The 19532-nt window shown below is 58.3% G+C and carries 21 protein-coding genes and 1 pseudogene; 16 read left to right on the top strand and 6 right to left on the bottom strand.

The features are described from left to right. Positions 1-1158 (top strand): phospholipase D-like domain-containing protein, encoded by a 1158-nt coding sequence (locus QMK58_RS22975; protein ID WP_053155643.1) that lies wholly within the window; start codon positions 1-3, stop codon positions 1156-1158. A 103-nt stretch (positions 1159-1261) separates the two neighbouring features. On the opposite strand, the gene bglX is transcribed toward QMK58_RS22975, so the two are convergent. Further along, complete coding sequence (gene bglX / locus QMK58_RS22970) at positions 1262-3553, bottom strand: beta-glucosidase BglX (protein WP_053155646.1); 2292 nt, start codon at positions 3551-3553, stop codon at positions 1262-1264. Positions 3554-3802: 249 nt separating this feature from the next. Between bglX and QMK58_RS22965 the strand changes: the two genes are divergently transcribed. The 5 genes from QMK58_RS22965 to QMK58_RS22945 all read left to right on the top strand — a co-directional run bounded on the left by QMK58_RS22965 (position 3803) and on the right by QMK58_RS22945 (position 6616). Continuing rightward, positions 3803-4408 carry a LemA family protein gene (locus QMK58_RS22965; protein ID WP_053155648.1) on the top strand — a complete coding sequence of 202 codons (606 nt, stop codon included), beginning with the start codon at positions 3803-3805 and terminating at the stop codon, positions 4406-4408. A 33-nt stretch (positions 4409-4441) separates the two neighbouring features. Further along, positions 4442-5194, top strand: coding sequence for a TPM domain-containing protein (locus QMK58_RS22960; RefSeq protein ID WP_053155650.1), 753 nt, complete (start codon positions 4442-4444; stop codon positions 5192-5194). A 28-nt stretch (positions 5195-5222) separates the two neighbouring features. Then, the gene (locus tag QMK58_RS22955; protein ID WP_053155652.1) at positions 5223-5840 is read left to right on the top strand and encodes a TPM domain-containing protein; all 618 of its coding nucleotides are present in this window, start codon (positions 5223-5225) and stop codon (positions 5838-5840) included. Positions 5841-5970: 130 nt separating this feature from the next. Beyond that, a complete protein-coding gene (locus tag QMK58_RS22950) occupies positions 5971-6273 on the top strand; it encodes a helix-turn-helix transcriptional regulator (protein WP_053155654.1) in 303 nt (100 codons plus the stop codon). Next, complete coding sequence (locus QMK58_RS22945; RefSeq protein ID WP_053155656.1) at positions 6260-6616, top strand: putative holin; 357 nt, start codon at positions 6260-6262, stop codon at positions 6614-6616. The genes QMK58_RS22950 and QMK58_RS22945 overlap by 14 nt, the downstream gene beginning before the upstream one ends. Before the next feature lie 46 nt (positions 6617-6662). On the opposite strand, the gene QMK58_RS22940 is transcribed toward QMK58_RS22945, so the two are convergent. Beyond that, positions 6663-7088 (bottom strand): helix-turn-helix domain-containing protein, encoded by a 426-nt coding sequence (locus QMK58_RS22940; RefSeq protein ID WP_156322305.1) that lies wholly within the window; start codon positions 7086-7088, stop codon positions 6663-6665. Positions 7089-7388: 300 nt separating this feature from the next. On the opposite strand from QMK58_RS22940, the gene QMK58_RS22935 reads away from it, so the two are divergent. From QMK58_RS22935 to QMK58_RS22925, 3 genes are all read left to right on the top strand, one after another. After that, the gene (locus tag QMK58_RS22935; protein WP_053155658.1) at positions 7389-7673 is read left to right on the top strand and encodes an ogr/Delta-like zinc finger family protein; all 285 of its coding nucleotides are present in this window, start codon (positions 7389-7391) and stop codon (positions 7671-7673) included. Then, the gene (locus QMK58_RS22930; protein ID WP_053155660.1) at positions 7670-8029 is read left to right on the top strand and encodes a hypothetical protein; all 360 of its coding nucleotides are present in this window, start codon (positions 7670-7672) and stop codon (positions 8027-8029) included. The genes QMK58_RS22935 and QMK58_RS22930 overlap by 4 nt, the downstream gene beginning before the upstream one ends. Positions 8030-8160: 131 nt before the next feature. After that, entirely contained in the window at positions 8161-9375 is a 1215-nt protein-coding gene (locus QMK58_RS22925; RefSeq protein ID WP_053155662.1) for a class I SAM-dependent methyltransferase, read from the top strand. Between the two features lie 74 nt (positions 9376-9449). Here QMK58_RS22925 and QMK58_RS22920 read toward each other — a convergent pair whose 3' ends face one another. After that, positions 9450-10340, bottom strand: coding sequence for a DMT family transporter (locus QMK58_RS22920; protein ID WP_053155664.1), 891 nt, complete (start codon positions 10338-10340; stop codon positions 9450-9452). Between the two features lie 199 nt (positions 10341-10539). Between QMK58_RS22920 and QMK58_RS22915 the strand changes: the two genes are divergently transcribed. The 3 genes from QMK58_RS22915 (at position 10540) to QMK58_RS22905 (ending at position 11946) form a co-directional block, all read left to right on the top strand. After that, positions 10540-11121, top strand: coding sequence for a DJ-1/PfpI family protein (locus QMK58_RS22915; RefSeq protein WP_053155666.1), 582 nt, complete (start codon positions 10540-10542; stop codon positions 11119-11121). Positions 11122-11134: 13 nt separating this feature from the next. Then, positions 11135-11440 carry a ribbon-helix-helix domain-containing protein gene (locus tag QMK58_RS22910; protein ID WP_053155668.1) on the top strand — a complete coding sequence of 102 codons (306 nt, stop codon included), beginning with the start codon at positions 11135-11137 and terminating at the stop codon, positions 11438-11440. Positions 11441-11601: 161 nt separating this feature from the next. Next, entirely contained in the window at positions 11602-11946 is a 345-nt protein-coding gene (locus QMK58_RS22905; RefSeq protein WP_053155669.1) for a YegP family protein, read from the top strand. An 85-nt stretch (positions 11947-12031) separates the two neighbouring features. Here QMK58_RS22905 and QMK58_RS22900 read toward each other — a convergent pair whose 3' ends face one another. After that, positions 12032-13051 (bottom strand): DUF4917 family protein, encoded by a 1020-nt coding sequence (locus QMK58_RS22900; protein ID WP_320395489.1) that lies wholly within the window; start codon positions 13049-13051, stop codon positions 12032-12034. 149 nt (positions 13052-13200) lie between these two features. Further along, a pseudogene (locus QMK58_RS22895) lies at positions 13201-13993 on the bottom strand (MFS transporter); the annotation flags it as partial. Between the two features lie 201 nt (positions 13994-14194). Between QMK58_RS22895 and QMK58_RS22890 the strand changes: the two are divergent. From QMK58_RS22890 to QMK58_RS22875, 4 genes are all read left to right on the top strand, one after another. Next, positions 14195-15109, top strand: a complete 915-nt coding sequence (locus QMK58_RS22890) for a LysR family transcriptional regulator (RefSeq protein ID WP_053155673.1) — start codon at positions 14195-14197, stop codon at positions 15107-15109. A gap of 186 nt (positions 15110-15295) precedes the next feature. Next, positions 15296-16489 carry a CaiB/BaiF CoA-transferase family protein gene (locus QMK58_RS22885; protein ID WP_320395488.1) on the top strand — a complete coding sequence of 398 codons (1194 nt, stop codon included), beginning with the start codon at positions 15296-15298 and terminating at the stop codon, positions 16487-16489. Next, positions 16486-17412, top strand: coding sequence for a hydroxymethylglutaryl-CoA lyase (locus QMK58_RS22880; protein ID WP_053155678.1), 927 nt, complete (start codon positions 16486-16488; stop codon positions 17410-17412). The genes QMK58_RS22885 and QMK58_RS22880 overlap by 4 nt, the downstream gene beginning before the upstream one ends. 169 nt (positions 17413-17581) lie before the next feature. Beyond that, positions 17582-18913 (top strand): MFS transporter, encoded by a 1332-nt coding sequence (locus QMK58_RS22875; protein ID WP_320395487.1) that lies wholly within the window; start codon positions 17582-17584, stop codon positions 18911-18913. A gap of 78 nt (positions 18914-18991) precedes the next feature. On the opposite strand, the gene QMK58_RS22870 is transcribed toward QMK58_RS22875, so the two are convergent. Then, a complete protein-coding gene (locus QMK58_RS22870; protein WP_053155682.1) occupies positions 18992-19480 on the bottom strand; it encodes a DMT family transporter in 489 nt (162 codons plus the stop codon). Positions 19481-19532 lie beyond the last annotated feature (52 nt).

The following is a 19532-nucleotide window of genomic DNA, read 5'->3' as shown; positions in this document are numbered from 1 at the left end:
ATGGCCGGACCGATATTTCCCTGGCGTGAAGGCAACCACTTCGAACTCTTGATCGACGGCCCGCAGTTCTTCCCGCGCATGCTGGTGGCGATTGCCCGTGCCGAAGAACAGGTTGAACTGGAGTTGTACCTGGTCGAGGCGGGCGCTTGCGCCGAGGAGATGGTTCAGGCGCTGGTCCAGGCCGCCGAGCGCGGCGTGCGGGTGCGGTGCCTGTTCGATGACTATGGCAGCCTGGCTTTCACACTGGCCTTGCGCCAGCGCCTGACGTCCGCCGGGGTCGAGTTGCGGTTCTACAATCGCCTGAACTGGCGGCGCTGGGTCGGCAACTTCTACCGTGATCATCGCAAGCTGTTGTTGGTCGATCAGAGCCTGGCCGTCGTTGGTGGCACTGGCGTTACCGATGAGTTCTGGATGCCTGGTGAAGACGTCAGCGAGTGGCACGAAGTCATGGTGGAAATGTCCGGGCCGCTGGTGCTCGACTGGCAGTTGCTGTTCGACCGCCAATGGATCGCCAACCGTCATCGCCGCGCCTGGCGCCCGGCTTCGCATTTTGGTTTGCCACGCTTGCCGCGGGTACCTTCGGTGGGTGAGGGCATGGGCCGCGTTGCCTACGCCGACGCCCGCCAGCACCGCGATATTCTGCAATCGTTGATTCGCGCATTGAATAGCGGCCAGCGTCGGATCTGGCTGGCCACGCCATATTTTCTGCCGACCTGGAAAGTCCGTCGCTCATTGCGCCGTGCCGCTGCCCGAGGCGTCGATGTGCGCCTGCTGTTGACCGGGCCGCGCACTGATCACCCGTCCGTGCGTTACGCCGGGCATCGCTACTATCCGCGACTGCTCAAGGCCGGGGTGCGGATTTTTGAGTACCAGCCGTGCTTCCTGCACCTGAAAATGGTCCTGATCGACGACTGGGTCAGTATTGGTTCGTGCAATTTCGATCACTGGAACTTGCGCTTCAACCTGGAAGCCAATCTTGAAGCGCTGGACCCAAGCCTGACCCGGGCGGTAGCGGCGAGTTTCGAACGGGACTTTACCCAGAGCCTGGAAGTCAGTCTGGAGGCATGGCAGCGTCGACCGCTGTGGAAGCGGGTCAAGCAGAGGATCTGGGGGTGGGTGGATCGGCTGGTGGTGAATCTGCTGGATCGGCGGGGATAAAGTTAAAGCGAGATCAAAAGATCGCAGCCTTCGGCAGCTCTTGCAGGGGTATGAGGTGTTCCCCGTAGGAGCTGCCGAAGGCTGCGATCTTTTGCGTTGAGGGTTACAGCAACTCAAAACTCTGCTGCGTCACGTCCTGGGAATCCAGGCCGATCTGCACGTTGAACTTGCCGGGCTCCGCTGCGTACTTGAGCTGGGTGTTGTAGAACTTCAGGTCATCCTCGGTGATGGTGAAGTGCACGACTTTCTGTTCGCCAGCCTTGATCATCACTTTCTGGAAGTTCTTCAACTCCTTGAGCGGCCGGATCATCGAACCGGTCACGTCCTGAATGTACAACTGCACCACGGTTTCGCCGTCACGCTTGCCGGTGTTTTTCACCGTGACGCTGGCGTCGAGCTTGCCGGTCTTGTTCAGCGTGGTCGACGACAGTGCCATGTTGCTCAGGTTGAAATCGGTGTAGCTCAAGCCGAAGCCGAACGGGAACAGCGGGCCGGTGGTGTCATCGAAATACTGCGACGTGTAGTTGCCCGGCTTGCCCGGCGTGAAGGGCCGGCCAATGCTCAGGTGGTTGTAATAGGTCGGAATCTGGCCTACCGAGCGCGGGATAGTGATCGGCAGTTTGCCCGACGGGTTGTAGTCGCCGAACAGCACGTCGGCAATGGCGTTGCCGCCTTCCGTACCGCTGAACCAGGTTTCCAGGATCGCGTCAGCCTGTTCCTTCTCTTCGAGAATCGACAGCGGGCGGCCGTTCATCAACACCAGCACCAACGGTTTGCCGGTAGCTTTCAAGGCTTTGATCAATTCGCGCTGGTTGGGCGGGATGTTGATATCGGTGCGGCTCGATGATTCGTGCGACATGCCGCGGGACTCGCCCACCGCTGCGACCACCACATCGGCATCCTTGGCGGCTTTCACCGCTTCGTCGATCAGCACTTGCGCCGAACGCGGATCGTCTACCACTTCCGGGGCATCGAAGTTGAGGAAGTTCAGGTAACCGAGGATTTTTGGATCGCTGGTGATGTTGGCGCCACGGGCATAGATCAACGTCGATTGCGAACCCAGTGCAGCGGTCATGCCGTCGAACAGCGTGACCGATTGCGCAGGGCGACCGTTAGCGGCCCAGCTACCCATCATGTCGATCGGTGCCTTGGCCAGCGGACCCACCAAAGCGATTTTCGCGGTTTTTTTCAGCGGCAGGGTTTCGCCCTGGTTTTTCAACAGCACCAGACTGCGGCGCGCCACGTCTCGGGCCTCGGCCCGGTGCAGGCGGCTATCGGCATTGGTGTCGGCCGGATCTTGCTCGGCTTTGCCGATGCGCAGGTACGGGTCCTTGAACAGGCCCATGTCGTACTTGGCCGCCAGCACTTCACGCACGGCGTTATCGATGTCGCTTTGTTCAATCTCGCCGGCCTTCAACAGCCCTGGCAGCTCTTTGCCATAGAGGGTGTCGTTCATGCTCATGTCGATACCGGCCTTGATCGCGAGCTTCGCGGCTTCGCGGCCATCGGCGGCAACGCCGTGCTTGATGAGCTCGAAAATTGCCCCATGGTCACTGACGGCCAGGCCTTTGAAGCCCCAATCCTTGCGCAGCAGGTCATTCATCAGCCAGGTATTGGCGGTGGCCGGCACGCCGTTGATCGAGTTCAGTGCAACCATCACCCCGCCAGCACCCGCGTCAATTGCCGCGCGGTAGGGCGGCAGGTAATCCTGGTACATCTTGACCGGGCTCATGTCGACAACGTTGTAGTCGCGTCCGCCCTCGACCGCGCCGTACAAGGCGAAATGCTTGACGCTGGCCATGATGCTGTCGGCCGCGTTTGCACCGGAGCCCTGGAACGCCTTGACCATGACGCCGGCAATGCGCGACACCAGGTAGGTGTCTTCGCCGAAGCCTTCGGAAGTACGGCCCCAACGTGGGTCGCGGGAGATGTCGACCATCGGCGCGAAGGTGAGGTCGACGCCGTCCGATGAGGCTTCCTTGGCGGCGATGCGCCCGGACAGGGCAATGGCGTCCATGTCCCAGCTCGAGGCCAGGGCCAGCGGGATCGGGAAAATGGTGCGGTGACCGTGGATCACGTCATAGGCGAAAAACATCGGGATCTTCAGGCGGCTGCGCATCGCCGCGTCCTGCATCGGCCGGTTTTCCGGGCGGGTGATCGAGTTGAACGTGCCGCCGATGTTGCCTGCCGCGATTTCCTTGCGGATCAGCTCCCGGGGCATTTCCGGGCCGATGCTGATCAGGCGCAGCTGGCCGATTTTTTCATCGAGGGTCATTTGCTTCATCAGGTTGCTGATGAAAGCGTCCTTGTTCTCCAGGGGTGCGGGTGTCGTGGCGGCCAATACGTTATGACTGGCCAGGCCGACGAACAGGCCCAGCAAACACAGCTTCTTCATGAATAGTTTTCTCAAGGGCCCAAACGGCGATGAACGCGCCGGCCAGCCAAAAGTTAGGGAGCGACTATTGTTGTTCGGGTGCTGACTGAAAAAACCACAACCGAAGTCCGCACGCGTTTTCGCGCAGGGCCTCTTTTTAGCCCATCGGCCCGTGGCAATCCAGAGGCGCGGGCGATTATGCCCCAAGAGCCGGCTGAGAAGGTTTCACGGTCGGGTTTTTCATGAAATGTATAAGGGAGCTTGATCCTGATGAATGTCAGTCCAATCTATCGTTCGCGCCTGCAGGTCGCCACGCTGCTCATGCTGGCCACACTGCTGAGCGCCTGCGGCATCAACAATATCCCGACCCTGGACGAACAGGCCAAAGCCGCGTGGGGCCAGGTGCAGAACCAGTACCAGCGCCGCGCCGACCTGATCCCCAATCTGGTGGAAACCGTGAAGGGCTATGCGGCTCACGAGAAGGAGACCCTGACTGCCGTCATCGAAGCGCGGGCCAAAGCCACGTCGATCCAGGTGGACGCCTCGACCCTGGACAACCCGGAAAAGCTCAAACAGTACCAGCAGGCCCAGGACCAGCTCAGTGGCGCCTTGAGTCGGTTGATGGTGGTGTCAGAGCGTTATCCGGACCTCAAGGCCAACCAGAATTTCCTTGCCCTGCAATCGCAGCTTGAGGGCACCGAAAACCGCATCAGCGTGGCCCGGCGCGACTTCATCCTCGCGGTGCAGAAGTACAACACCGAGATCCGTACCTTCCCCGGTCGCCTGTGGCATACGGTGATGTACAGCAGCCTGCCGGTTCGCGAGACCTTCGAAGCCACACCGGGCTCGGAAAAGCCCCCAGAGGTCAAGTTCTGAAAACGGGATGAACATCACGACAAGAGGTTGCCAATGCGTGTGTTGAAAGTGGGCTTGATGCTGGTGTTGGGGATGCTGGCCGTTACCGCTCGTGCCGAGCTGGTTTTTCCGGCGTTGACCGGGCGGGTGGTGGACAACGCCCAAATGATCGAACCGTCGGTGCGACAGCAACTGACCCAGCAACTTCAGGCCCACGAAACTGCCACTGGCGAGCAACTGGTGGTGGTCACGTTGCCGGATTTGCAGGGCACCGACATTGCCGATTTCGGTTATCAACTTGGCCGCCACTGGGGCATTGGCCAGAAGGACAAGAACAATGGTGCCTTGCTGATTGTCGCCCGGGACGAGCGAAAACTGCGTATCGAAGTCGGCTATGGTCTGGAGGATCGCCTCACCGATGCCCAGAGTTCGGTGATCATCAATCAGGTCATCACGCCGTCATTCAAGGCTGGAAACTTCAGCAAAGGCATCAGTGATGGTGTTGCGGCCATGCTGGTGGTACTGGGCGGCAATCCATTGGACGAGCCGTCGACCGTCTATGAGTCTCGAGGTGACCCGGGGGACGATTTCGTCTCGCGCCATCCCGGGGTCTTCGTGTTTTTGCTGCTGTTGTTCATCCTGACAGTCTTTGTTGGGCAAATGCTCGGTATCCTCCCTTCCGGCCGTGGCGGTTCCGGAAGGTCCGGCGGCGGTTTTGGCGGAGGGGGGTTTGGCGGTGGCGGTGGCGGGGGCTTCAGCGGCGGTGGGGGCAGTTTCGGCGGTGGCGGTTCTTCCGGCGGCTGGTGAAAATAATTCCGATCAGGCATTTCACGACATGGCATTACTGACTGAACACGAACAACGCAAGGTCGCCGAGGCGATTGCCCGGGTCGAGCGCGACACCGATGCGGAACTGGTGACCGTGCTCGCGGCCCGTGCCGACGACTATGCCTACATTGCGCTGCTATGGGCCAGCCTGGTGGCGCTGCTGGTGCCAGGCATCGTGCATTACCTTACCGGCTGGCTGACCCTGCACAGCCTGCTGCTGATGCAATGGATCACCTTTATCGTGTTGTGCCTGGTGTTTCGCCTGCCGAAAGTGACCACCCACCTGGTCCCGCGTTCGGTGCGTCATTGGCGTGCCTCAAACCTGGCCCGCCGACAGTTTCTGGAGCAGAACCTGCACCACACCGAAGGCAGTACCGGCATGCTGATTTTTGTCTCAGAGGCCGAACGCTATGTGGAAATTCTGGTGGATGAGGGGATTTCCAATCGTCTCGACAACAAGAATTGGGACGAAATCGTTGCCAGTTTTACCCGGCAGGTGAAGCAGGGCCAGACCCTTCAAGGGTTTGTCAGCTGCATCGAGGCTTGTGGCGAGCTGCTCAAAGTGCATGTTCCGGTGACTCATTTGCGCAATGAGTTGCCGAACCGATTGGTGGTGCTCGCTTAAATCTTTTCATGTCGTCCTGTAGCGCTCGCCGCTACAAATCCCGTCAATTGTCCGGGATTATTCTACTCGTCAGTATTTCTCTCTATTAGCGGACGCCCAGCGAAGGGCGCTTCGACGTAGAGGGATTCTTATGTCAACCCAACAATCGATCGACTCTCTGGCACGGTTAGGTCCTGGCACAAAGAAAAGCGCACCGTCGGTGAAGTTGACGGTGAAAGAAACACAAATCCTGATGTGGTGTTACAGGGGAAAGACGACCTGGGAAATCGCCCGGATCGAGAATTGCGCGGAGTCGACCGTCAATTTCCACTTCGCCAACATTCGAAGAAAATTCGACGTCAACTCTCGCAGCACTGCGTTACTCAAGGCGATCGAGTCAGGAGCGTTCAAGGTCGATTCTGTCGCCCGGCGAGGTTCCCATGAGCCTGACTGATTCGATATACCACAGCATCAGCGCACTTATGTTGGCGTTGGGAATTGCAACATTGCCTGTTCTTGACGGAGAGGTTCTGTTCGGTGCAGCGCTCGGCGCGTGGCTGGTCACGACCACTCGCAGCAACCTCAAAACCTGGCAGCGTATAGGCTCATGGTTGCTTTCTGCCGGTGTCGGTTACCTTTTCACGCCTGTCGCACATCCGTTGGCGCCTTTTCTGACTGCCGGCGTAACGGCCTTTCTTTGCGCACTGATCGTTATTCCCGTCAGTATCAAGCTCATGCAGTGGGTCGATGGCGCCGGTATCGGCGACATCATTCGGCACCTCAGGGGGCGACGATGAAAGGGCCAGGAAATTTGCCTTGAAACAATGAAGAGCGGATTTTTCTTCAAGTTTCGCTCGAAGGTTTAAGTGTCGCCAGAATCGTGGCCATTTCGCAAAGCTTGATTTCCATGTCTCGTAGCCGTTGCTTTTCCTCCAGTGTGTTTTGGATGGCGCAACGTCCTTCTTCGTCGAGCAACCGCCATAACGCGAGAATAGTGTTTTCCCGTTCAGTGCTTGGCGGAGGGCTTGCCGAAGTATCGGTCATGGCTTGTCTCAAAATCGGACCCTCACCCAGCAGCAACCAGTCGAGGGAGATGCCACGCGCTTGAGCAAGATCTACGCATAATGAGTATGGTGTGCTGTCGCGACCTTTCCAGCTACTTAAGGTTTGTGGGCTGATCTGAAGGGCAGAAGACAATGAGGCGTCGGTTTTTGTGCCGGTTACCTGTTTAAGTCTGGCCAGAACAGCTTGTGATTTTTTGCTACGCAATTTGAGCCTCTTCCTTTTGACTTATGCTTTTTGAGTGCCTAATTTATGCGTAATGAGTACTTATTTTCTTGCAAGTAATCAATCATCAACTATGAGACAGCAAAATACGATGTCGAAACTTCCCAATGGTATCAGGGTGATTTCCTACGAGCATGGCTCAAGCCCATTACGCGTCTGCCCGATGCACTTCCTTATGTCTGGCAGACATTGTTCGCAAGATCGAAACGCTGCGATGAGCGTTTTAAACAGTATTACGGTTGATCACGTTGATTGCCACCAAGTGACTATCGGGAATAGAGCATGAGTACTTATAAAATGGTGTGTCCGCACTGCTTGAACAGGATGCGCATTCGCACCAGCGAGGGTCGCCATATTTTTCTGCGCGTGGCGTATCTGCAATGCACGTCGGAGGCCTGCGGCTGGTCCGTTCGTGCCGAATTTGAGATGACCCACGAGCTTTCGCCCAGCGGCATGCCCAATCCAGCCGTACGCCTGCCTTGCGCAGGACCCGATTTGCGCCATGCCGCGCGTCCTGTCGTTGTGAATCCTGTCACGACCGATGCACCGCAGGTGGCGAAAGCATGAAGGAGGATGAAAAGGCCGATCTGAATGAGGAGTTGCTGGCGATTGCCCAAGCGTATCTGGTGCGCCATGAAACCGAAGGGGGAGTCGATGATCAAGTCTTGTTCTGTCGCGCGGTCAAACATTTGCAGAGCGTGGATGTGCCGATGCATGTGGCGGAAAAACTGGTCAGTCATGCTTACGGCGTACTCAAATCCAGCAACGACCGTCGACGTCTGGACATCGCTGCAAGCTCTGAAACGGTCGCCATGGTGACTGACCCGGTCAATGGCCTGACCTGGGCGGTGCCGGTAGGACTGATTGTCAAACACATCATCAATTCGCCGAGTAACCGCAAGCTTCGCCTGGTGGAGCGCTGACGTTTCAAAGGCGGTATCGAGGTCCTGGCGTCATGACCGGGACCAGCAACAAAAATAACTCCGTGCCCAAAGTCCTCCTCGCCCTTAAAATAACGGCATTCTCCGATTTGCATCGCCCGAGGCCGTTTTCCATGTCTGTCACCGCTACTCCCGCCAGCCTCGCGCCGGATCATCACGCCCAGTTCATCGATCTGTTGCAAACCAGCCTCGATCAAAACGCCTTTATCAAGCTGGTGCTGGCCAAGTACGCAGGCACCGAGGCAGACCTGCAGCGGCTCATCATCAAGCCGGTCACGGTCAAGGCGCAGCCGTGCCTGTCCTTCGTCTACCGGTACAAGACCCGCGACATCACCAAAAATCTACCCGTGGCCGAAGGCGTCGCGAGCATTGCCGAACTGCTGCCCGCGGCATTCAAAAATGCGCATTTGTTATCGTTGACAGACGAAGCCCAGCTCGAATACAGCAAAAAGGGCAAGTCTTCGCTGTTCAAGAGCAAACCCCAGCAATTGCGTGAAGCACCGTCTGCCGAACATAACCGCGAGAAAAACCGGTTTCTCGATCTGAATCGGCCGTTTCTCGCTGACCTCGGCGTCACCAACAGCAAGCATGAACTGATCCCGGCGATGTCGCGCAAGTGGAAGCAGATCAACAAATTCATCGAAGTCTTCAGCCATGCCCTGACCTCGTCGCCATTAGCGCTGGACAAACCGGTGCGGGTGGCGGACTTCGGTTCAGGCAAGGGCTATCTGACGTTCGCCATCCACGATTACCTGCGCAATACCTTGAAGGCCGAAGGTGAAGTGACCGGCGTCGAGTTGCGAGAAGACATGGTCACCCTGTGCAACACCGCGGCGGCAAAGCTCGAGCATCCGGGGCTGATCTTCAAGTGCGGTGATGTGCGCAGCGTGGCGCCGAGTGAGCTGGATGTGATGATCGCCCTGCATGCCTGCGACATCGCCACCGATTATGCGATCCACACCGGTATACGTTCCGGCGCCTCGATCATCATGTGCTCGCCGTGCTGCCACAAACAGATTCGCCTGCAAATCCAGAGCCCGGCGTTGCTCAAGCCGATGTTGCAATACGGATTGCACCTGGGCCAGCAGGCAGAAATGGTCACCGACAGCTTGCGTGCCTTGTTCCTGGAGGCTTGCGGTTACGAGACCAAGGTGTTCGAGTTCATCTCCCTGGACCACACCAACAAGAACAAGATGATTCTGGCGGTCAAACGCGCCGAGCCGGTAGATCCGGGCCAGCTGTTGGCGAAAATCCAGGAACTGAAGGACTTCTACCACATCACTGAACACTGCCTGGAAACCCTGCTGCGTGCTGATGGTTACCTCTGATCCTGTAGGAGTCCGGCTTGCCGGCGATAGCGATCTCGAGGACGCCTTCGCCGGCAAGCCGGGCTCCTACGGGGTTAAGCGGTGGCAGCTTGCGCCGGGTGCACTGCGGTCTTGCGCCCCAGCACTACCGTCACGATCACACCCGCCGCAAACACCCAAGTGATCGGTTCAACGTGTTCACCGAAGAACAGTGCTGAAAAGGCGATGGTGAAGAAGATCTGCAACAACTGGATCTGACTGACCCGGGCAATGCCGCCCATGGCGAGCCCGGCATACCAGGCGAAGAACCCGATGAACTGCGAAAACAGAGAAACGTAACCGAAAGCCCACCAGGTCTTTGACGAGATTTCACCCTGATGCTGCAGCGCCAGGTACATCACCGGCCCGATCAGCAAGGGCGTCGACAATACCAGCGCCCAGCAGATGACCTGCCAGCCGCCCATCTCCCTGGCCAATCGACCACCTTCGGCGTAGCCAAGGCCGCCCACCGCAATGGCTCCGAGCATCAACAAATCCCCGGCTTGAATACTGCCTGCGCCGCTGATCAGCGCATAACCGAGCACCAGCGCACTGCCTAGTGCTGCACAAGCCCAGAAGGCTTTCGACGGTCGCTCATGGGACAACCACGCGGCATAGAGCGCTACGCACAGAGGCTGCAGGCCGTTGACCAGTGCCCCATGAGACGCCGGCAAGGTTTGCATGGCCCAGGCTGACAGCACCGGGAAGCCCAGGATCACCCCTGCAATCACCAGGCTCAGGCCTTTGACCTGTTTCCAGGTCGGCCACTTTTCCCGTCGCCACAGCAACAGCAAAGCCGCCGGAATCGCTGCGAACAACGCCCGCCCCAAGCCATTGAGCAGCGGATGAAGTTCCTGCACGACGATCCGTGTGAAGGGCAGGGTAAGGCTGAAAATCACAACGCCGAGCAGGCCCAGGGCCATGCCGGTGTTTTCGCGCGAAGACATGTTGGCAACCAGAATCGTGGAGGGTGGTGGATGTTTTTATCTAGCCATAAAACCGGGGCTTTGGCGCTTACAGATGGCCGCAGAAATATCCGTACAGTTTGAGATCGGCATCGCTTCAGGTAGTAGCCGGTTGTTACCCGACCCGCTGGATAAGGACTACCTTGAATACTCCTACGCATTTTCCAGAGGAGTCCTCCCCATGGCGGCGAAAAAAATTCTGATGCTGGTCGGCGATTACGTCGAAGACTACGAAGTGATGGTGCCTTTCCAGGCGCTGCTCATGGTCGGCCACACGGTGCACGCCGTTTGTCCGGACAAGGCTGCCGGTCAAACCGTTCGTACGGCGATCCATGACTTCGAAGGCGATCAGACCTACAGCGAAAAACCCGGTCACCTGTTCGCCCTGAACTTTGATTTTGCCAAGGTCAAGTCTGCTGACTATGACGCGTTGTTGATTCCGGGTGGTCGTGCTCCGGAGTACCTGCGCCTGAATGAAAAAGTTTTGGAGCTGGTCCGGGATTTCGATAAGGCGGGTAAACCGATTGCCGCGGTATGTCATGGCGCGCAATTACTGGCGGCAGCGGGAATTCTTGAGGGCCGTGAATGCAGCGCCTACCCCGCCTGCGCCCCGGAAGTTCGCCTGGCCGGCGGTACATTCATCGACATCCCGGTGACGGACGGCCATGTTCAAGGCAATCTGGCCACTGCACCGGCCTGGCCTGCGCACCCGAACTGGCTTGCCGGTTTCCTCGGGTTACTGGGGACCCAAATCACGCTGTAACGAGGGATTTGCCATGTGCGAGCTGTACGTCAAAGCCGACCCGATTCTCTACGAGTCGCGCTCGCGCTCGCTGCGCATCTGCGGGGTGGTCACGACCCTGAGACTGGAGAATCAGTTCTGGGACATCCTCAGCGAAATTGCCGAGGTCGACAGCATGACCACCAATCAGTTGATCGCCAAGTTGTACGAAGAGGTGATGGACTATAGAGGAGAGGTGGTCAATTTCGCTTCGTTTCTGCGGGTGAGTTGTACGCGGTATTTGAGTCAGCGACGCACGCAGGCGCCAGAGTTATCGGTGGTGCGGGCGGTGGTGAAGTAACTGCTACCGCATGGACTACCGCGAGCAGGCTCGCTCCCGCAGGGATTACGCTGAACCTGTGAGAGCGAGCCTGCTCGCGAAGGGCCTGGACAGGCGACAGAAGCCTGGTGCTGGTCTTTACTCTGAAGCGCGCATCCTCTCAATTGTCCAGGAGAAACAGCATGTCCGGATGGTACGAAGTCAGCAAAAGCAGTAGTGGTCAGTTCAGGTTTGTGCTGAAGGCAGCGAACGCCGAAACCATTCTGACCAGCGAGCTGTACACCACCCGCGCCGCCGCCGACAAAGGCATTGCATCGGTCCAGGCCAACAGCCCGCTGGATGAACGCTACGAGAAAAAAACCACCAAGGATGGCCATCCTTACTTCAATCTCAAAGCCGGTAACCACGAAATTATCGGCAGTAGCGAGGCCTATTCATCACCCGTGGCCATGGACAAAGGCATCGCCAGCGTGAAGGCCAATGGGCCAACGACCGTGATCAAGGACAAGACCTTGCCCGTGCTTTGAACGTCCCCTTCAAACCCGACTCGCCCCCACATTGAAATGCATTCCACTGTGGGGGCGAGCCTGCTCGCGAAGGCGTCATCCGCCGCTAAAGCTCGACAGGAACCGTGAGCTTCGGGCTGCCCAAACCATGCGTCTTCGAATCAAATAACCGCAACTCAACCCCCGTCCCTTCGAACACCTTCGCGTAATGCCGCTTCTGATGCTGGATGAACGCCTTGCTGCGCGGATAAATCGAGATCGCCACCACCTGCGGTTTCGCAAGGCGCAAGGCATGGATGATGTGGCTGTCCTGCTCGCCCAGGGCATGGCCGAAAATACACAGCGCCTGGTCATGGCCGAGTAACTGCTCGTAGCAGAACGACAGATAGTCCGAACTGCGAATGGTCTTGAGCTTTTCCGCACTCGGCCCTTCGTTGACGAACAATGGCACATCGTCGAGGGTCTTGATCGTGTTGTTGATGGCGAAACTGCCCAGCAACGTGCCTTCGGTCGACATCAATTTTCGCGCGGTTCCGTCCTGATTGCGCACCAGGTGCAAACCACCGTGCAGGTACAGCAAACGGGTTTTGTCGGTGGCCGTGGCGCTGAGGTCAAAACCGGGCTCGGCGCCCTGAAACAGATCAGTAATCGCGCCGGGTTGATGCTGCAATGCCCAATAGTTGAGCAAGTCGTAATTGGTGGTGAACACAGTGCGGTAGCTGGCCATTTCCTGATTGATCGTTGCCAGTGTCGAAGGCACTACCAACCGCCATGGGATGTGCACCGCATGCACCGTGTTGATCAGCGCTTCCTTGATCGCGTAATAACGATTGCGCGGTGCGGCAGAACTGACGGCCAAGGCCTTGTTGACCCGACTGGTGATTTTCAGCGCGCTCAGCACTTGCTCGAAACTGCGCGTCTGCATCGCATCGAACACACTCAGTTCCGAAGGGCTCAGGGGTTTTTCTTCAACGGTGCGAGCGTTCTCGAACAACGACTCGTACCCAAAGTCATCCCACACCGTCCGGCTGGCACCGTTCCCCACCAGCAAACCGCTGAACGAAACGGTGCTGCGCAAGGCGTTCCAGTCTTCAAGTTGGGCATCGACATCCTGGAAATCGGTCATTGCGATCAAAGTCTCACGGCAAAAGGGGGCTGATGGGCGGCGACTTTATCACGAGCCGATGCCGAGCCCGATCAATGCGCGCTTTGACCCCTCGAAGCGAGTACACAAAGCATCGCACCCAAAGCGAGGAAGGTGCATAACAGTGACAGAACCACGAAAGCGTTGACGCCCAAGGCGCCCAGGAAATACGCCGCACTGATGGGCCAGCCCAGTCACCCGTAATCCACTGCCGACCACTTGAAGAGGCCCTGCAGAATCAACGGTGCTGCCGTGTTGAATGCGATGATCACGCCATACCCCAAACCTCCGGCGAGTGTCGGCAACAGGAAGGCTCGATCACGCAGTATTCGCCAGTAATTTGGCCAGGCGAATAACTGTGAATTTTCTTCGGTCGGCTTCGCAAATCTGATTCGCATCACAGTCGCGAGCATCAACAGGGTCGCACCACCCAAGAGGTAAAAAATCCAAGGCCAACCCAGGCCAGACTGGATGATTGAGCCCAGGTACTGGCCTACACCCAATGCCACCACAAAGGAAATCGAAATCCAGGAAAGCGCTTTGGCCAGCAAAGCGCCACTGAAACTGTCGCTGATCAGTACCCGGGCCTCACCGAAATCCCGCTTGCGCCGACGCCTTGAAGCAGGCGAAGGATCAAAAAAGATTCCAGCGTCGAAGACAGAGGCAAGACAAGATTCGCTGAACCATAAATTCCCAATGCTGCCAGTAACACCGGTTTGCGCCCTATGCGCTGGACAGACTGCCCCAGAACAGCATCGGCATCGCCATTCCGATCAGATACACCGCTAACCCCCAGGATGCCTGCGAGGCGTCGGCTTTGACATATCGAGCAATCTCCGGCAGTGCTGTCAGGTAAATGCTCATGCCTAGCTGGGCGAGAAACACCGTGCTGCAGGTGACGAGGAGGGTGGTGGTGTTTTTCATGGACCTGGCGTCTTTTCTAAACAAGTACTTTGATCGCTGCGTGGCCGGTTATGAATAGTCCCGATCCTGTAGTGGTGTATGGCGTGGTTAAGAGCCGCGTAGGACAATTCGCGATGAGCGTTGGAGGTGTTGGGTTTGCATTTCGCGACATAAAGCGAGATATCCTGCCAATTCAACCGATCTCTATTTAACGAGTCCCAGATGCTGCAAAAAAGCCTGATCCGTCGTCTCGACCTGATCACTCTGCAACTCTTCGTCGCCGTGCATGAAGAGGGTACGCTGACCCGTGCGGCGACCCGTGAAGCCATTGCGGTGTCGGCGGCGAGCAAGCGTCTGATGGAGCTTGAAGAGGCGCTGGGCATCAGCCTGTTTGTGCGTCAGGCCAAGGGCATGACGTTGACGCCGGCCGGCGAAACCCTGCTGCACCATGCGCGGCAGATGCTGTTCAACGTCGAGAAGATGGGCCTTGAAATGGGCGAGCACAGCCACGGTGTGCGCGGTTACGTGCGGATGCTCGCCAATCTGTCGGCGATCATTCAGTTTTTGCCCGAAGACCTGCGCGATTTTTCCGAGCGTCATCCGCAGGTCAAGACTGACCTTGAAGAGCGGCCAAGCGCCGGGGTAATCCAGGGGGTGCTGGATGGCGTGGCGGATCTCGGGATCTGTTCCATCGACAGTGACGTCAAGGGGTTGCACAGCGTGTTGTATCGTCAGGACAAACTGGTGGTGTTGATGCCGTCGCATCATCCGTTGGCGAGCCGTTCGAGCCTGGCTTTTGCCGACACCCTGGACAGCGATTACGTCGGTCTGCACGCCGCCAGTTCGATCAACATGCGCACCCATGCGGCGGCGCGTGAATCCGGCAAAGTGTTGCGCCTGCGCATTCACGTGCCGGGGTTTGATGCGATGTGCCGGATGGTTCAGGCCAACATGGGCATCGGCATTTTGCCGCACAAGGCTTACGAGCTGTTTGGTCGGGCGTTGGGATTGCATGCGGTGCCGTTGACGGATCAATGGTCGGATCGGGCGTTGATTCTGGTGGTGCGCGATGAGGCGTTGCTGTCGCCGGTGAGCCGGATGTTGTTTGAGCATTTAAAAAGTACCTCTCCCCCGTAGGAGCTGCCGCAGGCTGCGATTCTTTGATCTCGATCTTCCAATGATCAAAAAGATCGCAGCCTGCGGCAGCTCCTGCGGGAGCGTTCGCGTTTCGCGAACGCTTGTTGCCAACTGAAGGTTGGATTCCTCAGGGCTCGGTCCTCTAGCCTTGGCATCAATTCCAAGAACAACCAGAGGTACCCCGCGATGACTGCCCCCTTGAGTGCAATCAAAGTGATCGAGATCGGCACGCTGATCGCCGCGCCATTCGCTGCCCGCATGCTCGCCGAGTTCGGCGCCGAGGTGATCAAGATCGAAGCCATGGGCCAGGGTGATCCCTTGCGCAAATGGCGCAAGCTGCACGAAGGCACTTCGTTGTGGTGGTACCTGCAATCACGTAACAAGAAATCGTTGGCGCTGAATCTCAAATCCCCCGAAGGCATCGAACTGGTCAAACAACTGGCAACCAGCGCCGATGTACTGATCGAAAACCTGCGTCCCGGCGCGCTGGAGAAACTCGGCCTTGGCTGGGACGTGCTGCATGCCCTCAATCCCGATCTGACCCTGGTGCGGATTTCCGGTTACGGCCAGACAGGCCCGTACCGCGACCGTCCGGGTTTCGGCGCGATCGGCGAGGCCATGGGCGGGATTCGCTACACCACCGGCACCCCCGGTTCGCCACCGGCAAGAGTGGGTGTCAGCCTTGGCGATTCCCTGGCGTCGCTGCACGCGGTGATCGGCGCGCTGATGTCGCTGCTGCGGGTCAAGACCGGGCAGGGCGGTGGGCAGATCGTTGATGTGTCGCTGGCCGAAAGCGTGTTTAACGTCATGGAAAGCCTGGTGCCCGAATACGACATGCTTGGCCATGTGCGTGAACGCAGTGGCGGTGCTTTACCGGGAATCGCACCTTCCAATACTTACCTCACTGCCGATGGCGCCTACGTGGTCATCGCCGGTAACAGCGATCCGATCTACAAGCGTCTGATGCAAACCATTGGCCGCTCCGATCTGGCCGAGGCGCCGGAATTCGCCCATAACGACGGGCGTGCAGCCAAGAGCGGTTTGCTCGATGCTGCCATCACTCACTGGACGAGTAGCCTGCCCATCGACGACGTGCTGGCCGCGCTGGAAGCCGCCGAAGTGCCCGCCGGGCGCATCTACTCCGTGGCCGATATCGTCGCCGATCCGCACTATCAAGCACGAGACATGCTGCTCAACGCCGAGCTGCCCGGAGGTGCCATGGTGAAGATGCCGGGCATCGTGCCGAAACTCTCCGAAACCCCCGGTGGCGTGAATTGGTCCGGGCCTGGCCTGGGTCAGCACACCGACAGTGTCCTTGTGCAATTGGGTCTGACAGTGGCCGACATCGAACGTCTGAAAACAGAAGGAGTGGTGCAATGATCACCGATTATTCCGAGCGCCTGATCGTTCAGGAAGTGTCTGCGCGTGACGGCCTGCAGATCGAACCGACCTGGGTTGAAACCGTGGATAAGATCGCCTTGATCGATCAACTGTCGCAAGCCGGTTTCAGTCGTATCGAAGCGGGTTCGTTTGTCTCGCCCAAGGCTATTCCCGCATTGCGCGATGGTGAGTCGGTGTTCAAGGGCATCGCCCGCAAACCGGGAGTGATCTATGTTGCATTGATCCCCAACCTTAAAGGTGCGCAACGGGCACTGGCCTGTAGCGCCGATGAGTTGAACCTTGTGATGTCCGCCAGCCAGACCCACAACCTGGCGAACATGCGCATGCGTTGTGAAGATTCGTTGGCCGCGTTCGGTGAGATTGTGCAGTTCGTTGGCGACAGTCCGGTGCGACTCAACGGCAGCATCGCCACCACCTTCGGTTGCCCTTTCGAGGGCAAGATCGACGAGGACCGTGTGCTGCAAATCGTCGAGGTCTACCAGGAACTCGGCATCCAGGGCATCACGCTGGCCGACACCACGGGGATGGCCAATCCGCGTCAGGTCGATCGCCTCGTGCGTCGGGTGTTGCAGCGGGTTTCGCCTGCGGACCTGACCCTGCATTTTCACAACACTCGAGGCCTTGGCCTGTGCAACGTGTTGGCCGCTTACGAGGCCGGCGCTCGACGTTTCGATGCGGCACTTGGCGGGCTTGGCGGTTGCCCGTTCGCACCGGGAGCCTCGGGCAATATCTGCACCGAAGACCTGGTCAATCTATGCGATGAAATCGGTATTCAAACCGGTATCGATTTGCCGTTATTGCTCAAGCTATCCCGAGGATTGCCAGCGCTGCTGGGGCACGAGGTTCCCGGTCAACTGGCCAAGGCCGGACGCAACTGCGATCTGCATCCGATCCCTACCTGACATCAACCCCTTGTAGGAGCTGGCTTGCCAGCGATGAGGTCATCCCGTTCAACATTAATGTCGACGGGTACACCGCTTCGCCAGCAAGCCGGCTCCTACAGAAACACGCACCTCAACCAGACAACAAAAACAATGGGACCCCCATGGGAAGTCCGCCTGGAGAACCACAATGAGCCTGAATGCACTGGAGGCGAGCGCGAGCCCGTCCGTTAGCCACGACGAAGAAAAAGCCCTGGTCAGCAAAGTCGCCTGGCGATTGATGCCCTTGATCATGGTCTGTTACCTGTTCGCGTTTTTCGACCGAATCAACATCAGCTTCGCCAAGTTTCAGCTACAAACCGACCTGAGCCTGAGCGACACCGCTTACGGCCTCGGTGCCGGGTTGTTCGTGGTCGGTTACGTGATTTTCGAAGTGCCAAGCAACATGATGCTGTACAAGGTCGGCGCCCGTCGCTGGATCGCCCGGATCATGATGTCCTGGGGCCTGGCCACGGCACTGATGGTCTTCGTCAACAGCGAATGGCAGTTCTATGCCCTGCGCTTCGTGATTGGCGCGATGGAAGCGGGTTTTGCGCCGGGCGTGCTGTATTACCTGACGCTCTGGTTTCCGCAACACTACCGCGGTCGCATCACGTCGATGCTGTTTCTGTCGTCGGCGTTTGCCGGTCTGGTGGGGGCGCCGTTCTCCGGTCTGGTGCTGCAACACCTCGACGGTGTGCTGCAAATGCGTGGCTGGCATTGGCTGTTCCTGCTCGGCGGTGTGCCGTGCATCGGCCTCGGTTTGCTGGTGCTGACCTTGCTCAAGGACCGCATCGAAGACGCCCATTGGTTGACGCCGTCGGAGAAGACGCTGCTGGCCAGCCGTATCGCTCATCACGAACCGCACAAGAGTGGCGGCTCACTGCTTGCGGCGCTGCGGATTCCGGGGTTTCTGACACTGGGGCTGATCTACTTTCTGATTCAGGTTGCGTCCTATGGACTGAATTTCTGGGCCCCGCAATTGATCCGCAGTGCAGGTACCGAGAGCCCGGTGATGATTGGTCTGCTGACGGCCATTCCGTACATCTGTGGCGCCATCAGCATGGTGGTTATCGGACGGTTGTCCGACGCGACGGGTGAGCGGCGCAAATTCGTTGCAGGTCTGGTGGCCGTGGGTGCGATTGGCTTCTTCTGCGCCGGGATCTTTGCCGATCACACGACCTTTCTGATCGTCGCCCTGGGCTTGCTAGGTGCCGGGATTATCGCCTCCATCCCGAGCTTCTGGACCTTGCCGCCAAAACTGCTGGCCGGTGCTGGCGCAGGTGCCGCGGGCGGGATCGCGGTGATCAACACGTTGGGCCAGTTCGGCGGTATCGTCAGCCCGGTCATGGTCGGACGGATCAAGGACCTGACCGGCAGCACTACGCCGGCGCTGTATGTGATTGGTGTGTGTGCGCTGATCGCCGTGGCGCTGCTGATGTGGGGGTTGCCGCAGAAGCTGCGCACCCTCGACAAGTTTTAAAAAATCGCAGCCTTCGGCAGCTCCTACAGGGACCACGCATCCCCGTAGGAGCTGCTGGAGGCTGCGATCTTTTGATCTTCAAGAAGTCGCTACCACTGCTTTCCCCACCGCATCACCAAACTGAATCAACACCACCCCCACAATCAACAACACCGCTCCAAACACCTTGGGTAATGTCACGTGCCGTTCCACCAATCCAAACCAGCCAAAGTGGTCGAGTAACATCGACGCCACCACTTGCCCCGCGAGTGCCAATGCCATGAACCCCGAAGCCCCGAGCCTGGGCAGCAGCACCAGCGCCAATGAAATAAAACACGCCCCGAACGCGCCACCGGCCCATATCCACAACGGCGCCTTGCTGATAAATGCCAGTGACGGCAACGGCAAACGCAACGCCAACATGATCGGCAACAGCACCAGAATGCTCACCACGAGTGAAGCGAGGGTAGCCCACAACGGATGACCCAATCCGCGGCCAAGGTTGACATTGATCGCACTCTGAAACGGCACCACCGCCCCGGCGAATGCGGCCAGCAGTAAAAGGCCAGCCCAGTGCAACGTACTCATGTTCATCCTCCAACAGGTTTTGCTGGACTCTAGAGTATTCGTCGCGCAGATT

Source organism: Pseudomonas sp. P8_241, from assembly GCF_034008315.1.
In the GTDB taxonomy this organism is placed as follows: domain Bacteria; phylum Pseudomonadota; class Gammaproteobacteria; order Pseudomonadales; family Pseudomonadaceae; genus Aquipseudomonas.
This window is presented reverse-complemented; position numbering and strand designations above follow the sequence as displayed.